Here is a 14182-nt window from a genome sequence, read left to right on the forward strand (position 1 = left end):
AATCTGTTACCACTGCCGGAGTCGCATGCCAAACTCAAATCACAATCTGGGCCGCCGTCGTTTATTGCAGGGGGTTGCCGCTAGCTGGTTGCTGAGTGTGAGTCGGGTGGGCGTCGCCGCTTCGTCGCACGTCATCGCCGTACGTGTCTGGCCTTCGTCTACCTATACCCGAGTGACGCTCGAATCTAACGTTGAACTGAAATATAAACAGTTTGCGTTGACCAATCCCGATCGCGTGGTGGTGGATATCGAGGGCGTGCAGCTCAACAGCGTGCTTAAGGGCATTGTCGGCCAGGTACGCGACGACGATCCTTACCTGAAACAGGCGCGTGTCGGCCAGTTCGATCAAAACACCGTCAGGCTGGTGCTGGAGCTTAAACGCAGCGTCACGCCCCACATGTTTACATTGGCGCCGGTGCCGGAATACCGCAATCGTCTGGTGATGGATCTGTACCCGAGCAAGGGCGGCAGCGGCGAAGACTATGATCCGCTGTTGGCGTTACTGGAAGATTACAACAAGGGCGATCTTGAGCGCACTTTACCGGCGGAAGCACCGCAGGCCGGTAAAGCAGGGCGCGATCGGCCTATTGTCATCATGCTGGATCCCGGCCACGGCGGCGAGGATCCCGGTGCGATTGGCAAATTCAAAACGCGTGAAAAAGATATCGTACTGCAGATTGCCCGTCGCCTGAGTACCTTAATCAAGCGTGAGCCGAACATGAAGGTGTTTATGACGCGCAATGAGGACGTCTTCATTCCGCTTAAGGTGAGGGTGGCTAAGGCACGCAAGCAGCGCGCCGATCTGTTTGTGTCGATCCATGCGGATGCCTTCACCAACCGTGCCGCGCGCGGTTCGTCGGTATTTGCGCTGTCGACCAAGGGGGCCACCAGCTCGGCGGCCAAGTTCCTGGCGCAGACCCAGAACGAATCGGACCAAATCGGCGGTGTCAGCAAAAGCGGCGATCGCTATTTGGATCACACCATGTTTGATTTACTACAAACCGCAACCATCAACGACAGCCTGAAATTCGGCAAGGAAGTGCTTAACCGAATGGGCAAAATCAACCGTTTGCATAAGAATCGCGTCGATCAGGCCGGTTTTGCGGTGTTAAAGGCGCCGGATATCCCCTCTATCCTGGTTGAAACAGCATTTATCAGTAACATAGAGGAAGAGCGTAAGTTGCGTACCACCCATTTCCAGCAGCAGGTGGCGGAGTCTATTCTCGCAGGTATCAAAGCGTATTTTGCTAACGGCGGTGCGGTTGCACGCAGCTAGAGAGCGGCGGCGGGGATCTGCAGACCGCTGCGCTTTCGCAATAACTGTATTCCTGAACAAGCCGGAGTTTGCCCCAACGGCGAATGTTTTGCCGAGTCTTCCCATCTCTAATTGTCCCTGAAACTGGCGACGAAAAGCTCGCGAATCCTATCGGCAGCACCCATTTCGTTGCCCCTTCACCGGCAATCGTCAAGCCAATGGTTGGCTGCAATAAGCGTGACTCCCCATTCCTCATCTGCTAAGGCTCCAGATCCTGGTTCGTCGACTCGCTCACACTCTGAGACACCGGCGCGCAAAATCCGTGTTGCACATTGACAGGGAATAAAAAATATATTCTATTAAAAAATATATTTTATTCGCATAAAAAAGGATATCCCGTGTCAATGTCCGCAAACGAAGGAATGCAGAGCATTCAGGAAATGGTAGACAGCACGGGGACGCGTCGCGGCCAAGTGCTGTTGCTGACTATGTGCGCGCTTTGTCTACTGTGTGATGGTTTCGATATCCAGGCTATGGGTTATGCCGCACCGGCCATTCGGGATGCCTGGTCGCTGGAAACCGCGGTGCTGGGCCCGGTGTTTAGCGCCGGCTTGGCCGGCATTGCCATCGGTGCCTTTGCTCTGGGCTGGCTTGCCGATCGCATCGGGCGTAGGCCGTCCATCATTTCTGCCACACTCATTTTTGGCGTATTCACCCTGTGCTCTGCCTTCGCCCAGAATGTTAACCAACTGATGGCGTTCCGTTTCCTTGCCGGTATAGCCTTAGGCGGCGTGATGCCCAACTGTATTGCATTGGTTGTCGAATACAGCCCCTTACGCCAGCGAGCGACCTATATCACTGCGATAACCTGTTTTTTTGCGATCGGCGGTGGGCTGGGTGGCGTTACCGCGGCTTTGCTGATCCCGCTCGTTGGCTGGCAGGCTATTTTTATTCTCGGGGGGCTTTTGCCGATTATCCTGGCGATTTCTATGTGGGCTTACCTGCCGGAGTCGGCACAATGGATGTTGAGATGCGGAAAGGGAGAAGCGGCAATTCGTTCAACCTTGCGAAAAGTGTTTCCGGAGCAGCAGGCCATGAGCGTCGATCTTTCCAACAGCCACATTGGCATGCAGCGCGCCAAAGCCACGGTGGTTGATCTCTTTCGAGATAACCGTGCTGCGTTCACCTTGCTGCTTTGGCTGGTGAATTTTATGAATCTTATCGATCTCTATTTTTTGGCAAATTGGCTGCCAACCCTGATCAAGGACGCGGGCCTGTCGCTGGAAATCGCCAATTTAGCCACGGGAGCATTACAGTTTGGCGGGGTTTTAGGCACCCTGGCGCTGGGTCGCCTGATTGATAAATTCGGGGCTTACAGCGTGCTTATCACCGGCTTTTCAATTGCGGCCCTTTCAATAGCCGCGATAGGTTTTGAGCCGAAAAATCTGCTGATACTGTTCAGCTCGGTCTTTGTTACAGGCGTTTTCGTCGTCGGCGGCATGCCGGGGGTAAATGCGCTGGCTGCCGGCGGTTACCCGACATTTTTGCGTTCAACCGGTTTAGGTTGGGGGCTGGGTATAGGGCGGGGCGCTTCGATGCTCGGGCCTCTATTGGGGGCTGCACTGATTGCCCGCCATTGGATGGCATCCGATCTGTTGCTGCTTGCGGCGGTGCCGGCGGTGGTATCGGCGTTAGCCATTGGGGGGATGTGGCTGCAAAAACGTGAAAGTCATTATGATTGATCGGGTGTGCTAACCTGATTTCATGGACGTCAGGGAGAGGGCGTTGTTCGCGGGAGTGAAATCGGGATTGGTGGATTTCAGATACAAAAAAACACCCGTTAAGGTGCTTATCTGTGGTCATTAAGATTGGTTGCGGAGGCCGGATTTGAACCGACGACCTTCGGGTTATGAGCCCGACGAGCTACCAGGCTGCTCCACCCCGCGTCCGTCTTAATGCTTGTATTATCGTAAACCAACTTTCATAAGATACCGCTGGTACAGTATCGGTTGGTTGCGGGGGCCGGATTTGAACCGACGACCTTCGGGTTATGAGCCCGACGAGCTACCAGGCTGCTCCACCCCGCGTCCGTATAATACTTTTTTCATCGAATCCAACACTTACTTGATACTGCTCTTGCAGTATCGGTTGGTTGCGGAGGCCGGATTTGAACCGACGACCTTCGGGTTATGAGCCCGACGAGCTACCAGGCTGCTCCACCCCGCGTCCGATGGAAGCGCACTATACTCTCCGTGCATTTTGTTGCAACCCTTTTTGCATTTTATTGAACTAAAACAGCCTTTCTGTCGAATAAGTCCGCAACTTGCGTTCTTTTTCATCATTATCCGGCCGAGGGCTTTTTTTATAGGCGGCGATTCCTTTATCTATGGGCGTTTGTTATCGTTCGCCGGTAGATCATATCAGTTGAGAGTGTGCGCGATGAAAGGACGTTGGGGCAAATACCTGCTGGGCGGGTTAATGGTAGCGATACTGGCAGGCTGTTCGTCAAAGCCGACCGATCGGGGACAGCAATATAAGGATGGACGTCTGGATCAGTCGCTGGAGTTGGTGAATCAACCCAACGCGAAAGGTGTACCGGTTAATGCCAAGGATTATTCAGATCAGCTGATGGAGATTAAATACGCTTCTCCTTCACTTTTTAATCGCAACAACACCACCTATCAGGCAGTACAGAACTGGATGGCCTCCGGCGCCGATACGCGCAACCTGAACCAGTACGGCCTCAGCGCTTACCAGATGGAAGGCGTAGACAACTACGGCAACGTTCAGTTTACCGGTTACTACACGCCGGTGGTGCAGGCGCGCTATACCCAACAGGGTGAGTTCCGTTATCCGCTGTACCGCATGCCGCCAAAAGGAAAAGGCCGCCTGCCCGATCGCGCGGGCATTTACTCAGGCGCGTTGGATGACCGTTATATCGTGGCGTACACCAACTCCCTGATGGACAACTTTATGATGGAAGTCCAGGGCAGTGGCTATGTGGATTACGGCAACGGCCAACCGTTGGTGTTCTTCGGCTACGGTGGCAAGAACGGCCATGCTTATCGCAGCATTGGCAAGGTGCTGATCGATCGCGGTGAAGTGGCGAAGGCAGATATGTCGATGCAGGCGATTCGTCAGTGGGCGGATACCCACAGCGCGGCAGAAGTGCGTGAGCTGCTGGAACAAAACCCTTCCTTTGTCTTCTTCCGTCCGGAGGCCTTTGCACCGGTACGGGGTGCCAGTGCGGTGCCGCTGATCGCCAAAGCCTCGGTGGCCTCCGACCGTTCACTGATCCCGGCGGGCACCACGCTGCTGGCGGAGGTACCACTGCTGGACAACAAGGGTAAATTCACGGGAAAATATGAGATGCGTCTAATGGTGGCGCTGGACGTCGGTGGGGCGATCAAAGGCCAGCACTTCGATATGTACCAGGGCATCGGGGCTGACGCCGGTCACTCGGCGGGTTATTACAACCACTATGGCCGCGTTTGGGTGCTCAAAGGCGCCAACGTAAACGCGCCGCTGTTTACCAGCCAGACCAGCTCCGCCTCTGGCGGTTCGCTGTTGGTCACCCGTTAACGGCACCAGGCTTTACCCGATAAATTTCAGGCTGGTCGTCTGACTGTGGCTTGAAAGGCAACGGGTATACCGAAATTGACTCGTAAGGGCCGGATCCTCCGGCCCTCGAGACTGCATACAAACATATAATGTTTGGTGGCAGGCGCTAAAGATTTTGAAAATAATCAGGAAAATCAATTTATTGATTTTCGGCTGATAACACAAAGGGGGAAAAACCACGCTTTTATCCCCCTTTGTCAATAATCTTAAGGGCCGGATCCTCCGGCCCTTATCATTTGCAAAGTTAAGGTAATCAAAGCGTTATGAGCACAGCCTATTCTGAAGCCTATCTGCAGCGTTTTGGCGGCACGGCACGTTTATACGGTCAGCAGGCGTTGGCGCTGTTTGCCCAGGCGCACATTTGCGTGATTGGCATCGGCGGCGTGGGCTCCTGGGCGGCAGAAGCGCTGGCGCGTACCGGCATCGGCGCTATCACCCTGATTGATATGGATGATGTCTGCGTCACCAACACCAACCGTCAAATTCATGCGCTGCGCCAACATGTCGGGCAGTCAAAAACGGAAGTAATGGCGGAGCGCATTCTGGCGATCAACCCTGAATGTCGGGTGACCTGCATCGACGATTTCATTACGGCGGACAACGTTGCCGAGCTGCTCGATAACAATTTCAGCTACGTCATTGACGCGATTGACAGCGTGCGGCCGAAGGCGGCACTGTTGGCTTATTGTCGACGCTACAAGATACCTGTGGTTACCACCGGCGGTGCCGGTGGACAGATAGACCCGACCCAGATTGCGGTGGTCGATCTGGCGAAAACCATACAGGATCCGCTGGCGGCCAAGCTGCGTGAGCGGCTGAAAAATGATTTCAACGTGGTGAAGAACAGCAAGGGCAAGCTGGGCATCGACTGCGTGTTTTCCAGCGAACCCCTGGTTTATCCGCAGCCGGATGGCAGCGTTTGCGCGTCGCGCAGCACCGCAGAAGGGCCAAAACGAATGGATTGCAGTGCGGGATTCGGTGCGGCAACCATGGTTACCGCGACCTTTGGCTTTGTCGCCGTTTCCCACGCGCTGAAAAAGATGGTAGCCAAAGCCGCGCGTCAGGCGTAGCGGGCGCCGATCGTTTTCACTGCGGCAGCCAGCGCTTCCAGTCCACTGGCTCGGGTGGCGCTGAGCTGGGCGCGTAGCGCCAACTGATCAAACAACCCCAAGGGGTCCATCGCCGCGATTTGTTGCGGCGTTTTTCCTTCTACCGCCGTCAGCAGCACCGCCAACAGGCCTCGTACAATGCGACCTTCGCTGTCGCCATAAAAATGCAGCGTCCCGTCCGCCTGCAACTGATGCCCCAGCCAGACCCGGTTTTCACAGCCGCTCAATTCCATTTCCGCTGCACGTAATGCTTCCGGCAACGGGGGCAGCTGCTTTGCCAACATAATCAGTTGGCGATAGCGATCTTCCCACTGTTTCAGCGCGGTAAATTTTTCGATTAGCGCCCCGGCGGTGATTTCACGGCCAAAGGGATGAGGGGCAAGCATAGCGTCTCCGGTGTTCATTCAGTCTAGTCGGCCAGCAGGTCGATGGCGTTGATCAGGGCTGCGACCAAAGCATCGACATCTTCCTGGGTGTTATAAGGTGCAAAGGAGGCGCGCAGCGTCCCACTGACCCCGAGCGCCGCCATCAGCGGTTGGGCGCAGTGCTGGCCGGCACGTACGGCGATGCCTTGTTCTGCCAGCAGGGTGACGATGTCGCTGTGGTGGATGCCGGCAATATCGAATGCCAGCAGGCTGGAACCTGAGCAACGGAAGCTGCGAAAGCCCGGTAATCCCCCCAACCTTTGTTCGGCGTTATCGGCCAGGCCACGGCTGTAGCGTTCGGCAGCCAACATGTCCTGATTGGAAAGCCACTCCAGTGCGGCGGCTAACCCCAACACGCCGGCGATGTTGGGCGTGCCTGCTTCAAAGCAGTGAGGAGGCTTTTGCGGCGTGAACCCCTCGAACGATGCCTGGGTCAGCATCTTGCCGCCGCCCTGCCACGGTGCCATTTGCGCCAATAACTCGCTCTTGCCGTACAGCGCCCCTATGCCGGTTGGGCCGTAGAGTTTGTGGCCGGAGAAAGCGTAGAAATCAATATCAAGCCGCTGAACATCGGCAGGGCAGTGCACTATGCCTTGCGCGCCGTCGATCATCACGCGTGCGCCGGTGCGGTGGGCCAAAGTGATGGCATACGCCAGATCCGGGCAGCCGCCGGTGACGTTGGACATTTGCCCCAGTGCCAGCAGACGGGTTTTGGCGTTGAGCAGGCCAGGCAACAATGTCAGGTCCGGCAGGCGATCTGCACCAAGGGGCAGTTTTACCACCCGAGCTCCGGTTTGCTCTGCGACCATCAACCAGGGGATCAGATTGGCGTGATGCTCGGCCTCGCTCACCAGAATTTCGTCACCCGGTTGCAGCAGTGGGCGAGCATAGCTCTGCGCTATCAGGTTGATGGCTTCGGTGGTGCCGCGGGTCCAGATAATATCATCGGCTGAAGGGGCGTTGATCAGTGTAGCGACCTGTTGGCGCGCCTGCTCGAAACGGGCAGTCAGGTCCTGTGCGGCCCTATGCTGGCTACGATGCACCGTTGCCGCATCGTCACGATAAAACTGCTGCGTAGCGGCGATCACCGCCAGAGGTTTTAATGCGGTGGCGGCGCTGTCGAGATAAATGCCCGCCTGCTGCAATGCAGGAAACTGATTACGGAAGTCGATGGGATTAAAAGGCGTCATACCCTGATTATCACTGGCTGGAGTCAATCACTGATCCTGTCTTATTTTACGGCTGGAGACAAGCTATCACGACCATTAGGACTTATCGCCTGGCAATCTTGGGAAAGTTTGTTATGCTAATAAGTACGCGCTAAATAATGGCGTTGAATAATAGAAAGGGTTTTTTACAGCATTTAAAACTACAAGGAGTCCACAATGAAGAAGACAGCCGCAGTTATCTCTGCTCTGATGCTTACGTTCACCCTGGCAGCCTGCTCCAGCAATTACGTGATGCACACCAATGATGGGCGCACTATTGTCGCTGACGGCAAGCCAAAAGTGGACAACGACACCGGGATGATCAGCTATAAAGATGCCAACGGTGTTGAGCAGCAGATCAACCGCTCCGACGTGAAAGAAATGGTTGAAAGCAACCAGTAAACGTCAGGCAAAAAAAAGCACCGCAAAGCTTGCGGTGCTGCATAAAATCACTATGGACAGACAGGGTAAATGTACAGGAAGTGAAAAAACAGTAGCTTAGCTACCACGTCTGGATTGCCAGACAATTTGCAAACACAACATCACAACCACAAGCCAAAAGTTCATCGGCGTCCTCGACACCCACTCCCTTTTCGTTCCGGCCCGGGAAGTGCCGCCACTATAGGTATTTGCTGGCGCATGCTCAACGGACAATTTATAATGGCTCGGATTAAAAAAACTAATGGTAGCGCTTTGTTGTTCTGTGCCTTTTGCACCGCACACCACGCCGCCTGATTTTTTATGCCGAATCACTCGGAATATTGTTACACAAAAGTAGCTAATAAATGTCTAAACGCTTACCACCTCTGAATGCACTGCGGGTCTTTGACGCGGCTGCTCGTCATCTGAGTTTTACCAAAGCGGCTGAAGAACTGTTTGTCACCCAGGCCGCGGTGAGCCACCAGATCAAGTCGCTGGAGGACTTCCTCGGCCTGAAGCTGTTTCGGCGCCGCAACCGCTCGCTGTTGCTGACGGAAGAAGGGCAAAGTTATTATCTGGATATCAAGGAAATCTTCTCCTCGATCAATGAGGCAACGCGCAAGTTACAGGCGCGCAGCGCCAAGGGTGCACTGACCGTCAGTTTGCCCCCGAGTTTTGCCATTCAGTGGCTGGTGCCCCGCCTGTCCGGCTTTAACTCAGCTTATCCGGGAATTGACGTGCGTATCCAGGCGGTGGACCGTGAAGAAGACAAGCTGGCGGATGACGTGGACGTGGCGATTTTCTATGGTCGCGGCAACTGGACTGGGTTGCGCGCCGAGCGTTTATACGCGGAATACCTGCTGCCGGTATGCTCTCCCAGCCTGCTTACCGGCGAACATGCGTTAAAAATGACGAGCGATCTGGCTTATCACACGCTACTGCATGATACTTCACGCCGCGATTGGCTGGCCTACACGCGCCAGTTGGGGTTGCAGCACATCAATGTACAGCAGGGGCCGATTTTCAGCCACAGCGCCATGGTGGTTCAGGCGGCAGTGCATGGGCAGGGGATTGCACTGGTCAATAACGTGATGGCACAGACCGAGATCGAAGCCGGGCGATTGGTATGCCCGTTTAACGACGTCCTGGTCAGTAAAAATGCTTTTTATCTGGTATGTCATGACAGTCAGGCAGAACTGGGTAAAATAGCCGCCTTTCGTCAGTGGATCCTGGCGCGGGCAGCCAGCGAGCAAGAAAAGTTCCGCTTTCGCTACGAACAATGAGGCCGGTCGCCGTTTTGTCGCCGCCGGTTTTTTTCAATAAAGGTAAATAACGATGAGCAGTCGTTCAATGCTGATTTTTGCCGCTATCAGCGGTTTTGTATTTGTTGCTCTGGGCGCGTTTGGCGCACACGTATTAAGTGGCACGCTGGGCGCTAACGAGATGGCCTGGATCCGTACCGGGCTGGAATATCAGGGCTTTCATACCCTGACGATCCTGGCACTGGCAGTGGCGATGCAACGCCGTGTCAGCCTGTGGTTTTACTGGAGCGGGGCGTTATTGGCGCTCGGCACCGTACTGTTCAGCGGCAGCCTGTACTGTCTGGCGCTGTCGCACCTGAAGGTCTGGGTCTATATCACGCCGATTGGCGGCGTGTGTTTCCTGGCCGGTTGGGTATTGATGTTGATTGGCGCTTTGCGTCTGAGGAAAAAGGCCGAGCGCCATGAATAAGATTGCGTTGTATTGCCGCCAGGGTTTTGAAAAAGAGTGTGCGGCGGAAATTACCGCCAAGGCTGCCGAGCTGGAAGTGTTTGGCTTCGCCAGAGTGAAGGACAACAGCGGCTACGTGCTTTTTGAGTGCTACCAACCGGACGATGCCGATCGCCTGGCGCGGGAAATTCCGTTCCGCGAGCTGATTTTTGCCCGCCAGATGCTGGTGGTGGGCGAGCTTCTGCGTGATTTGCCGCCGGAAGATCGCGTATCACCGATCGTTGGCATGCTGATTGGCGTGGTCGATCGCGGTGGTGAGCTGCGAGTAGAAGTGCCGGACACCAACGAAAGCAAAGAGTTGATGAAGTTCTGCCGCAAACTGACGGTGCCGTTGCGCGCCGCGATGCGTGAGCAGAAAGTGTTGATGGCCCGTGAGAATGCAACCCGTCCGGTGGTGCACGTGTTCTTTATCGCGCCGGGTTGCTGTTATGTCGGTTACTCCTTCAGCAACAACAACTCACCGTTCTATATGGGCATTCCGCGCCTTAAATTCCCTTCAGACGCGCCAAGCCGTTCTACGCTGAAGCTGGAAGAGGCATTCCACGTGTTTATCCCCGCCGACGAGTGGGACGAGCGTTTGGCCAGCGGTATGCATGCGGTCGATCTGGGGGCCTGTCCGGGCGGTTGGACCTACCAACTGGTGCAACGCAGCATGATGGTGCACGCGGTGGACAATGGCCCGATGGCGCCAAGCCTGATGGATACCGGACAGGTAACCCATCACCGCGCCGACGGGTTCAGATATGAACCTTCCAGCAGCAAGATTTACTGGCTGGTGTGTGACATGGTGGAAAAACCTGCGAAGGTGACCAGCTTGATGATCCAATGGCTGGTGAAAGGCTGGTGTCGCGAGGCGATCTTCAACCTGAAGTTGCCGATGAAAAAACGCTACGAAGAGGTTTCGCAGAACCTGCAGTCGATCAGGGAAGCGCTGGATGCGGCGGGTATCAGCTCGCAAATCCATGCCAAGCAGCTGTACCACGATCGTGAAGAAGTTACCGTGCACGTCCGCCGTATGTGGTCTGCCGTGGCTGGTCGTCGCGACGAGCGTGATTAATTGAGCGGGCGCTTTCTGCAGCGCCCTGGTTTATGCCGGTAACCGCAGTTGCTGCAGGTTACCGGTTAACGTCAGGTCGGTGCGCAAGGTGGCGACCTTTTTACTGATATAAGCCATGTCGCGGTGTTGTTGAAGTTTACCGCGCCATTTCTCCGGCACCTGCTCCAGGGCCTGGTAGAGCCCGTCCAGTGAACCTGCCTGCTGCAACAGCAACACCGCCGTTTTCGGTCCGATGCCGGCTACGCCAGGGATCTTGCTGCTGCTGATCCCCGCCAATCCCCAGTAATCCGCCAACTGCTGTGGCGATACCCCAAACTCCTGCTGCACAAACGGCATATCCAGCCAGCGCTTTTGAAAGTAATCGCGGATTTGCACGCTGGGTGCCAACAACTGACAGTAACCTTTGTCGGTGGACACAATAGTGACCTGATGGTCGCCGCCTGCGATTTTGGCCGTCAGCGTTGCCGCCAGATCGTCCGCTTCATTGCCTGGCGAGTGCCAACAGGCGACGCCGAGGGCCTCGAACGCCTGGCGAAGCTGCGGCATTTCCTGCTGCAGATTCTCCGGCATCGGCGAACGTCCGGCTTTATAGTCGGGCAGGATCTGATGACGCCAGCTTTCGCTGCGATCGTCCTCGTCGAATACCGCCACCGCGTGCGTTGGGCGGCTGTGCTGGATCAACTGTTGCACGGCGTGCTGGCAGGCGTTGACACAGGGAGACCCCTGCACGGCGTGAATGCGGCGGATGAGGTTGAGGGCGTCGACAATCAGTAGGTGTATAGGCATTAACTCGTCGTCTTTCAAGCTGCAGCGTTGCTGACTTCACGTACTCCCCCCAAGTAAGCTCCGGGGATGAACACGCTTACCGCCTGGCTGCAACTTGAAATCCATATAGAGTAAAGGCGGAAAAGTCAGGTAAAAAGAAGGGCGGTTATTAAGCCGCCCAGAGGGTTCGTTAAGCGACTATTTCGTAGCAGGGTACATAGGCGCTGCCCGGCAGCTTCATACGGTGTTGAGCAACGAAGCCCTGCAACAGGCTGTCCATCTGTTTCATCATCTGCGGTTCGCCGTGCAGCTTGTACGGGCCGAACTGCTCAATGGCATGAATGCCATTTTCCTTCACGTTGCCGGCGACGATGCCGGAAAACGCGCGGCGTAGCGCAGCGGCCAACTGTTCGGCCGGCTGGTCCGGATACAGGTTGAGATTCGCCATATTTTCATGGCTCGGCTCGAACGGCAATTGCAGATCCGGCGCGATGCGAATAGACCAGTTGAAGCTGTAGGCATCGCCGGTATTGCGGCGGTTTTCTTTCACCAGCGGCATGGCTTTTTTCATCTGCCGCGCCACTTCGGCCGGATCGTCGATGATGATGGTGTAATGGCGGCGCGCTGCGTCCCCCAGCGTGTTCATGATGAACTCGTCCAACACGCGGAAATAGTCGGCGCTCTCTTTTGGCCCGGTGAGGATCAGCGGCAAGACCTGTTCGCTGTTTTCCGGGTTCATCAGAATACCCAGCAGATACAGCAGTTCTTCCGCCGTGCCAACGCCGCCCGGGAAGATGATGATACCGTGGGCAATACGGACGAAGGCCTCCAGGCGTTTTTCGATGTCCGGCATGATAACCAGCTCATTGACCAGCGGGTTTGGCGGTTCTGCGGCAATGATTGAAGGTTCGGTCATGCCGATAAAACGGCTGTTGCGGTAGCGCTGCTGGGCGTGGCCCACGGCGGCGCCTTTCATCGGCGCTTCCATGGCACCCGGTCCGCAGCCGGTACAGATATTCAGCTCGCGCAGGCCCAGTTGGCTGCCGACCTTGCGGGCATAAAGGTATTCATTTTCATTGATCGAATGGCCGCCCCAGCACACCACCAGGTTAGGATCCTCATCGAGGTGCAACGCACGGGCGTTACGCAGGATAGAGAACACCAGGTTGGTAATGTGGGCCGAGTTTTCCAGATTCAGATGCTGGAAACGGCCGGCGCTGTCGATCTGCCCGTGAACGAACAGAATATCGCGCAGCACGGCGAACAGGTTGGCCTGCAGCGAGCGGATAATTCGACCGTCGACAAAGGCGTCTTCCGGTGGGTTAACCAGTTCGAGTTTCACACCGCGCTCACGGCGCAGCACGTTGATATCAAAGGTTTCGTAGCGTGACAGCAGCTGTTTGCTGTTGTCGGTCTGGCTGCCGGAGTTCAAAACGGCCAGCGAACAGTTGCGGAACAAACGGTATAGATCACTGCTGGCGGTACGCTTCAGCATGTCTACTTCCAGCTGCGACAGCAAATCCATAGAGCCAAGCGGGCTGATGTGTGTAATCAAGGTAACTCCTTTGCACCCGGAACGGGGCAGTAGTAATCCATACGCAGCAGAACAGCATCTCGTTATTGTCAGGGCACGGCGGCAAAACCCGACCGGAATGCCCGGCGCACCTGATTTAACCTTACCGCCGTCCCCCGATTTTTACCAACACAAACCACTCGTTAGCTCAGTTGTTGAGCAATGTTTCGCACTATTGGCGTGTCGGACGACCTCGAAACGGGACAAAGTCCGTTTTGCTGCGCCAGGGATTGATGTCCTGCCCGCCGCGACGGGGGCAACGTGCGTAGATTGTCAGGCTTTGCCCAGCGTCAGTTCCGACAGGGAAGGGGCTTGGTTGGAGGACATCTGCTGTCACCTTGGTGAGAGATAGGTACAATGGTCGCCAGTTTACCGTATGCGAGAAAAAATATGGACCACGATGTACCGCACGCCCTGCGTGAATTTACCCAGCGTTATGTTGAGCTTTGGCAGCAGGAGCGCGGTCATGCGCCGGCAAGTCAGGAGCTGTACGGCGTGCCGTCGCCCTGCCTGGTCGAAAACCGCGATGACCAGGCGCTGTGGTTGCCGCAACCCTTCACCCCGGCCGCAACGCTGGAAAAGGTAGAGACTGCGCTTGAGCTTCGTCTGCAGCCGGACATCAATCTGTTTTATACCCAGCAGTATGCTGGCGATATGGGTGCGCAGTTCGGCGAACATCATTTGACCTTGCTGCAGGTATGGAGCGAAGACGATTTTATCCGCCTGCAGGAAAACCTGATCGGTCATCTGGTAACGCAAAAACGTTTGAAACTGTCCCCGACGCTGTTCCTGGCAACCACCGAATCAGAAATGACCCTGGTCTCTTTGTGCAACGTCAGTGGGAATGTGGTGCTGGAGCAATTTGGCAGCGATAAGCGCACCTTACTGGCGGCGTCGTTGGGCAATTTCCTCGATGCATTGCGCCCGCGGATTGACGCTTGACGCTAATTTAACCATATCCCGTGTGAGATATCTCGCA

General features: G+C 55.6%; 13 protein-coding genes, 3 tRNA genes and 1 pseudogene. 9 read left to right on the forward strand and 8 right to left on the reverse strand.

The genetic code is table 11. The annotated features are described in order from the left end of the window. Positions 1 to 25 precede the first annotated feature (25 nt). The gene (amiC, locus tag ACMGG1_RS03950; RefSeq protein ID WP_046372763.1) at positions 26 to 1276 is read left to right on the forward strand and encodes an N-acetylmuramoyl-L-alanine amidase AmiC; all 1251 of its coding nucleotides are present in this window, start codon (positions 26 to 28) and stop codon (positions 1274 to 1276) included. Between the two features lie 311 nt (positions 1277 to 1587). Further along, entirely contained in the window at positions 1588 to 2997 is a 1410-nt protein-coding gene (locus ACMGG1_RS03955) for an MFS transporter (protein WP_414161164.1), read from the forward strand. A gap of 127 nt (positions 2998 to 3124) precedes the next feature. Here the strand turns inward: ACMGG1_RS03955 and ACMGG1_RS03960 are convergent. The 3 genes from ACMGG1_RS03960 to ACMGG1_RS03970 all read right to left on the reverse strand — a co-directional run bounded on the left by ACMGG1_RS03960 (position 3125) and on the right by ACMGG1_RS03970 (position 3481). Further along, positions 3125 to 3201 (reverse strand) — tRNA-Met (locus tag ACMGG1_RS03960). Between the two features lie 64 nt (positions 3202 to 3265). Beyond that, a tRNA-Met gene (locus tag ACMGG1_RS03965) sits at positions 3266 to 3342 on the reverse strand. Between the two features lie 62 nt (positions 3343 to 3404). Then, a tRNA-Met gene (locus ACMGG1_RS03970) sits at positions 3405 to 3481 on the reverse strand. 213 nt (positions 3482 to 3694) lie between these two features. Between ACMGG1_RS03970 and mltA the strand changes: the two genes are divergently transcribed. Together mltA and tcdA are read left to right on the forward strand one after the other, a co-directional pair. Next, complete coding sequence (gene mltA, locus ACMGG1_RS03975) at positions 3695 to 4837, forward strand: murein transglycosylase A (RefSeq protein ID WP_020828385.1); 1143 nt, start codon at positions 3695 to 3697, stop codon at positions 4835 to 4837. Between the two features lie 302 nt (positions 4838 to 5139). Then, on the forward strand, positions 5140 to 5946 hold the full coding sequence (tcdA, locus tag ACMGG1_RS03980) for a tRNA cyclic N6-threonylcarbamoyladenosine(37) synthase TcdA (RefSeq protein WP_020828384.1): 807 nt from the start codon (positions 5140 to 5142) through the stop codon (positions 5944 to 5946). Here the strand turns inward: tcdA and csdE are convergent. Continuing rightward, a complete protein-coding gene (gene csdE, locus ACMGG1_RS03985; protein ID WP_128865131.1) occupies positions 5937 to 6371 on the reverse strand; it encodes a cysteine desulfurase sulfur acceptor subunit CsdE in 435 nt (144 codons plus the stop codon). The two genes, tcdA and csdE, sit on opposite strands and share 10 nt — an antisense overlap. A 23-nt stretch (positions 6372 to 6394) precedes the next feature. Then, positions 6395 to 7600 carry a cysteine desulfurase CsdA gene (csdA, locus tag ACMGG1_RS03990; protein WP_414161445.1) on the reverse strand — a complete coding sequence of 402 codons (1206 nt, stop codon included), beginning with the start codon at positions 7598 to 7600 and terminating at the stop codon, positions 6395 to 6397. Positions 7601 to 7795: 195 nt separating this feature from the next. Here csdA and ACMGG1_RS03995 point away from each other — a divergent pair, with 195 nt between their 5' ends. From ACMGG1_RS03995 to rlmM, 4 genes are all read left to right on the forward strand, one after another. Continuing rightward, positions 7796 to 8020 carry a YgdI/YgdR family lipoprotein gene (locus tag ACMGG1_RS03995; RefSeq protein WP_004952250.1) on the forward strand — a complete coding sequence of 75 codons (225 nt, stop codon included), beginning with the start codon at positions 7796 to 7798 and terminating at the stop codon, positions 8018 to 8020. Positions 8021 to 8403: 383 nt separating this feature from the next. Continuing rightward, positions 8404 to 9321: a transcriptional regulator GcvA gene (locus ACMGG1_RS04000; protein ID WP_044553150.1), complete on the forward strand. Its 918-nt coding sequence runs from the start codon at positions 8404 to 8406 to the stop codon at positions 9319 to 9321. A gap of 52 nt (positions 9322 to 9373) precedes the next feature. Then, the gene (locus tag ACMGG1_RS04005; RefSeq protein WP_020828380.1) at positions 9374 to 9769 is read left to right on the forward strand and encodes a DUF423 domain-containing protein; all 396 of its coding nucleotides are present in this window, start codon (positions 9374 to 9376) and stop codon (positions 9767 to 9769) included. Beyond that, positions 9762 to 10865 carry a 23S rRNA (cytidine(2498)-2'-O)-methyltransferase RlmM gene (gene rlmM / locus ACMGG1_RS04010; RefSeq protein ID WP_020828379.1) on the forward strand — a complete coding sequence of 368 codons (1104 nt, stop codon included), beginning with the start codon at positions 9762 to 9764 and terminating at the stop codon, positions 10863 to 10865. The genes ACMGG1_RS04005 and rlmM overlap by 8 nt, the downstream gene beginning before the upstream one ends. A 30-nt stretch (positions 10866 to 10895) precedes the next feature. Here rlmM and xni read toward each other — a convergent pair whose 3' ends face one another. The 3 genes and pseudogenes from xni to queF form a co-directional block, all read right to left on the reverse strand. After that, positions 10896 to 11651, reverse strand: coding sequence for a flap endonuclease Xni (xni, locus tag ACMGG1_RS04015; protein ID WP_414161165.1), 756 nt, complete (start codon positions 11649 to 11651; stop codon positions 10896 to 10898). Between the two features lie 169 nt (positions 11652 to 11820). Next, complete coding sequence (gene ppnN, locus ACMGG1_RS04020; RefSeq protein ID WP_122080086.1) at positions 11821 to 13185, reverse strand: nucleotide 5'-monophosphate nucleosidase PpnN; 1365 nt, start codon at positions 13183 to 13185, stop codon at positions 11821 to 11823. A 190-nt stretch (positions 13186 to 13375) separates the two neighbouring features. Continuing rightward, positions 13376 to 13486: pseudogene (gene queF / locus ACMGG1_RS04025) on the reverse strand (NADPH-dependent 7-cyano-7-deazaguanine reductase QueF); the annotation flags it as partial. A gap of 107 nt (positions 13487 to 13593) precedes the next feature. On the opposite strand from queF, the gene syd reads away from it, so the two are divergent. Beyond that, positions 13594 to 14145: a SecY-interacting protein gene (gene syd, locus ACMGG1_RS04030; RefSeq protein WP_128865130.1), complete on the forward strand. Its 552-nt coding sequence runs from the start codon at positions 13594 to 13596 to the stop codon at positions 14143 to 14145. Positions 14146 to 14182: the final 37 nt, after the last annotated feature.

The sequence above is a fragment of the Serratia sp. BNK-12 genome (assembly GCF_047456085.1).
Taxonomy (GTDB): Bacteria; Pseudomonadota; Gammaproteobacteria; order Enterobacterales; family Enterobacteriaceae; genus Serratia; species Serratia liquefaciens.

Excerpts from the sequence above, each read along its gene's own strand:
- syd (WP_128865130.1), top strand. The coding sequence starts at position 13,594 with ATGGACCACGATGTACCGCACGCCCTGCGTGAATTTACCCAGCGTTAT.
- csdA (WP_414161445.1), bottom strand. The coding sequence starts at position 7,600 with ATGACGCCTTTTAATCCCATCGACTTCCGTAATCAGTTTCCTGCATTG.
- tcdA (WP_020828384.1), top strand. The coding sequence starts at position 5,140 with ATGAGCACAGCCTATTCTGAAGCCTATCTGCAGCGTTTTGGCGGCACG.
- amiC (WP_046372763.1), top strand. The coding sequence starts at position 26 with ATGCCAAACTCAAATCACAATCTGGGCCGCCGTCGTTTATTGCAGGGG.
- mltA (WP_020828385.1), top strand. The coding sequence starts at position 3,695 with ATGAAAGGACGTTGGGGCAAATACCTGCTGGGCGGGTTAATGGTAGCG.
- ACMGG1_RS04005 (WP_020828380.1), top strand. The coding sequence starts at position 9,374 with ATGAGCAGTCGTTCAATGCTGATTTTTGCCGCTATCAGCGGTTTTGTA.
- xni (WP_414161165.1), bottom strand. The coding sequence starts at position 11,651 with ATGCCTATACACCTACTGATTGTCGACGCCCTCAACCTCATCCGCCGC.
- ACMGG1_RS04000 (WP_044553150.1), top strand. The coding sequence starts at position 8,404 with ATGTCTAAACGCTTACCACCTCTGAATGCACTGCGGGTCTTTGACGCG.
- csdE (WP_128865131.1), bottom strand. The coding sequence starts at position 6,371 with ATGCTTGCCCCTCATCCCTTTGGCCGTGAAATCACCGCCGGGGCGCTA.
- ACMGG1_RS03995 (WP_004952250.1), top strand. The coding sequence starts at position 7,796 with ATGAAGAAGACAGCCGCAGTTATCTCTGCTCTGATGCTTACGTTCACC.
- rlmM (WP_020828379.1), top strand. The coding sequence starts at position 9,762 with ATGAATAAGATTGCGTTGTATTGCCGCCAGGGTTTTGAAAAAGAGTGT.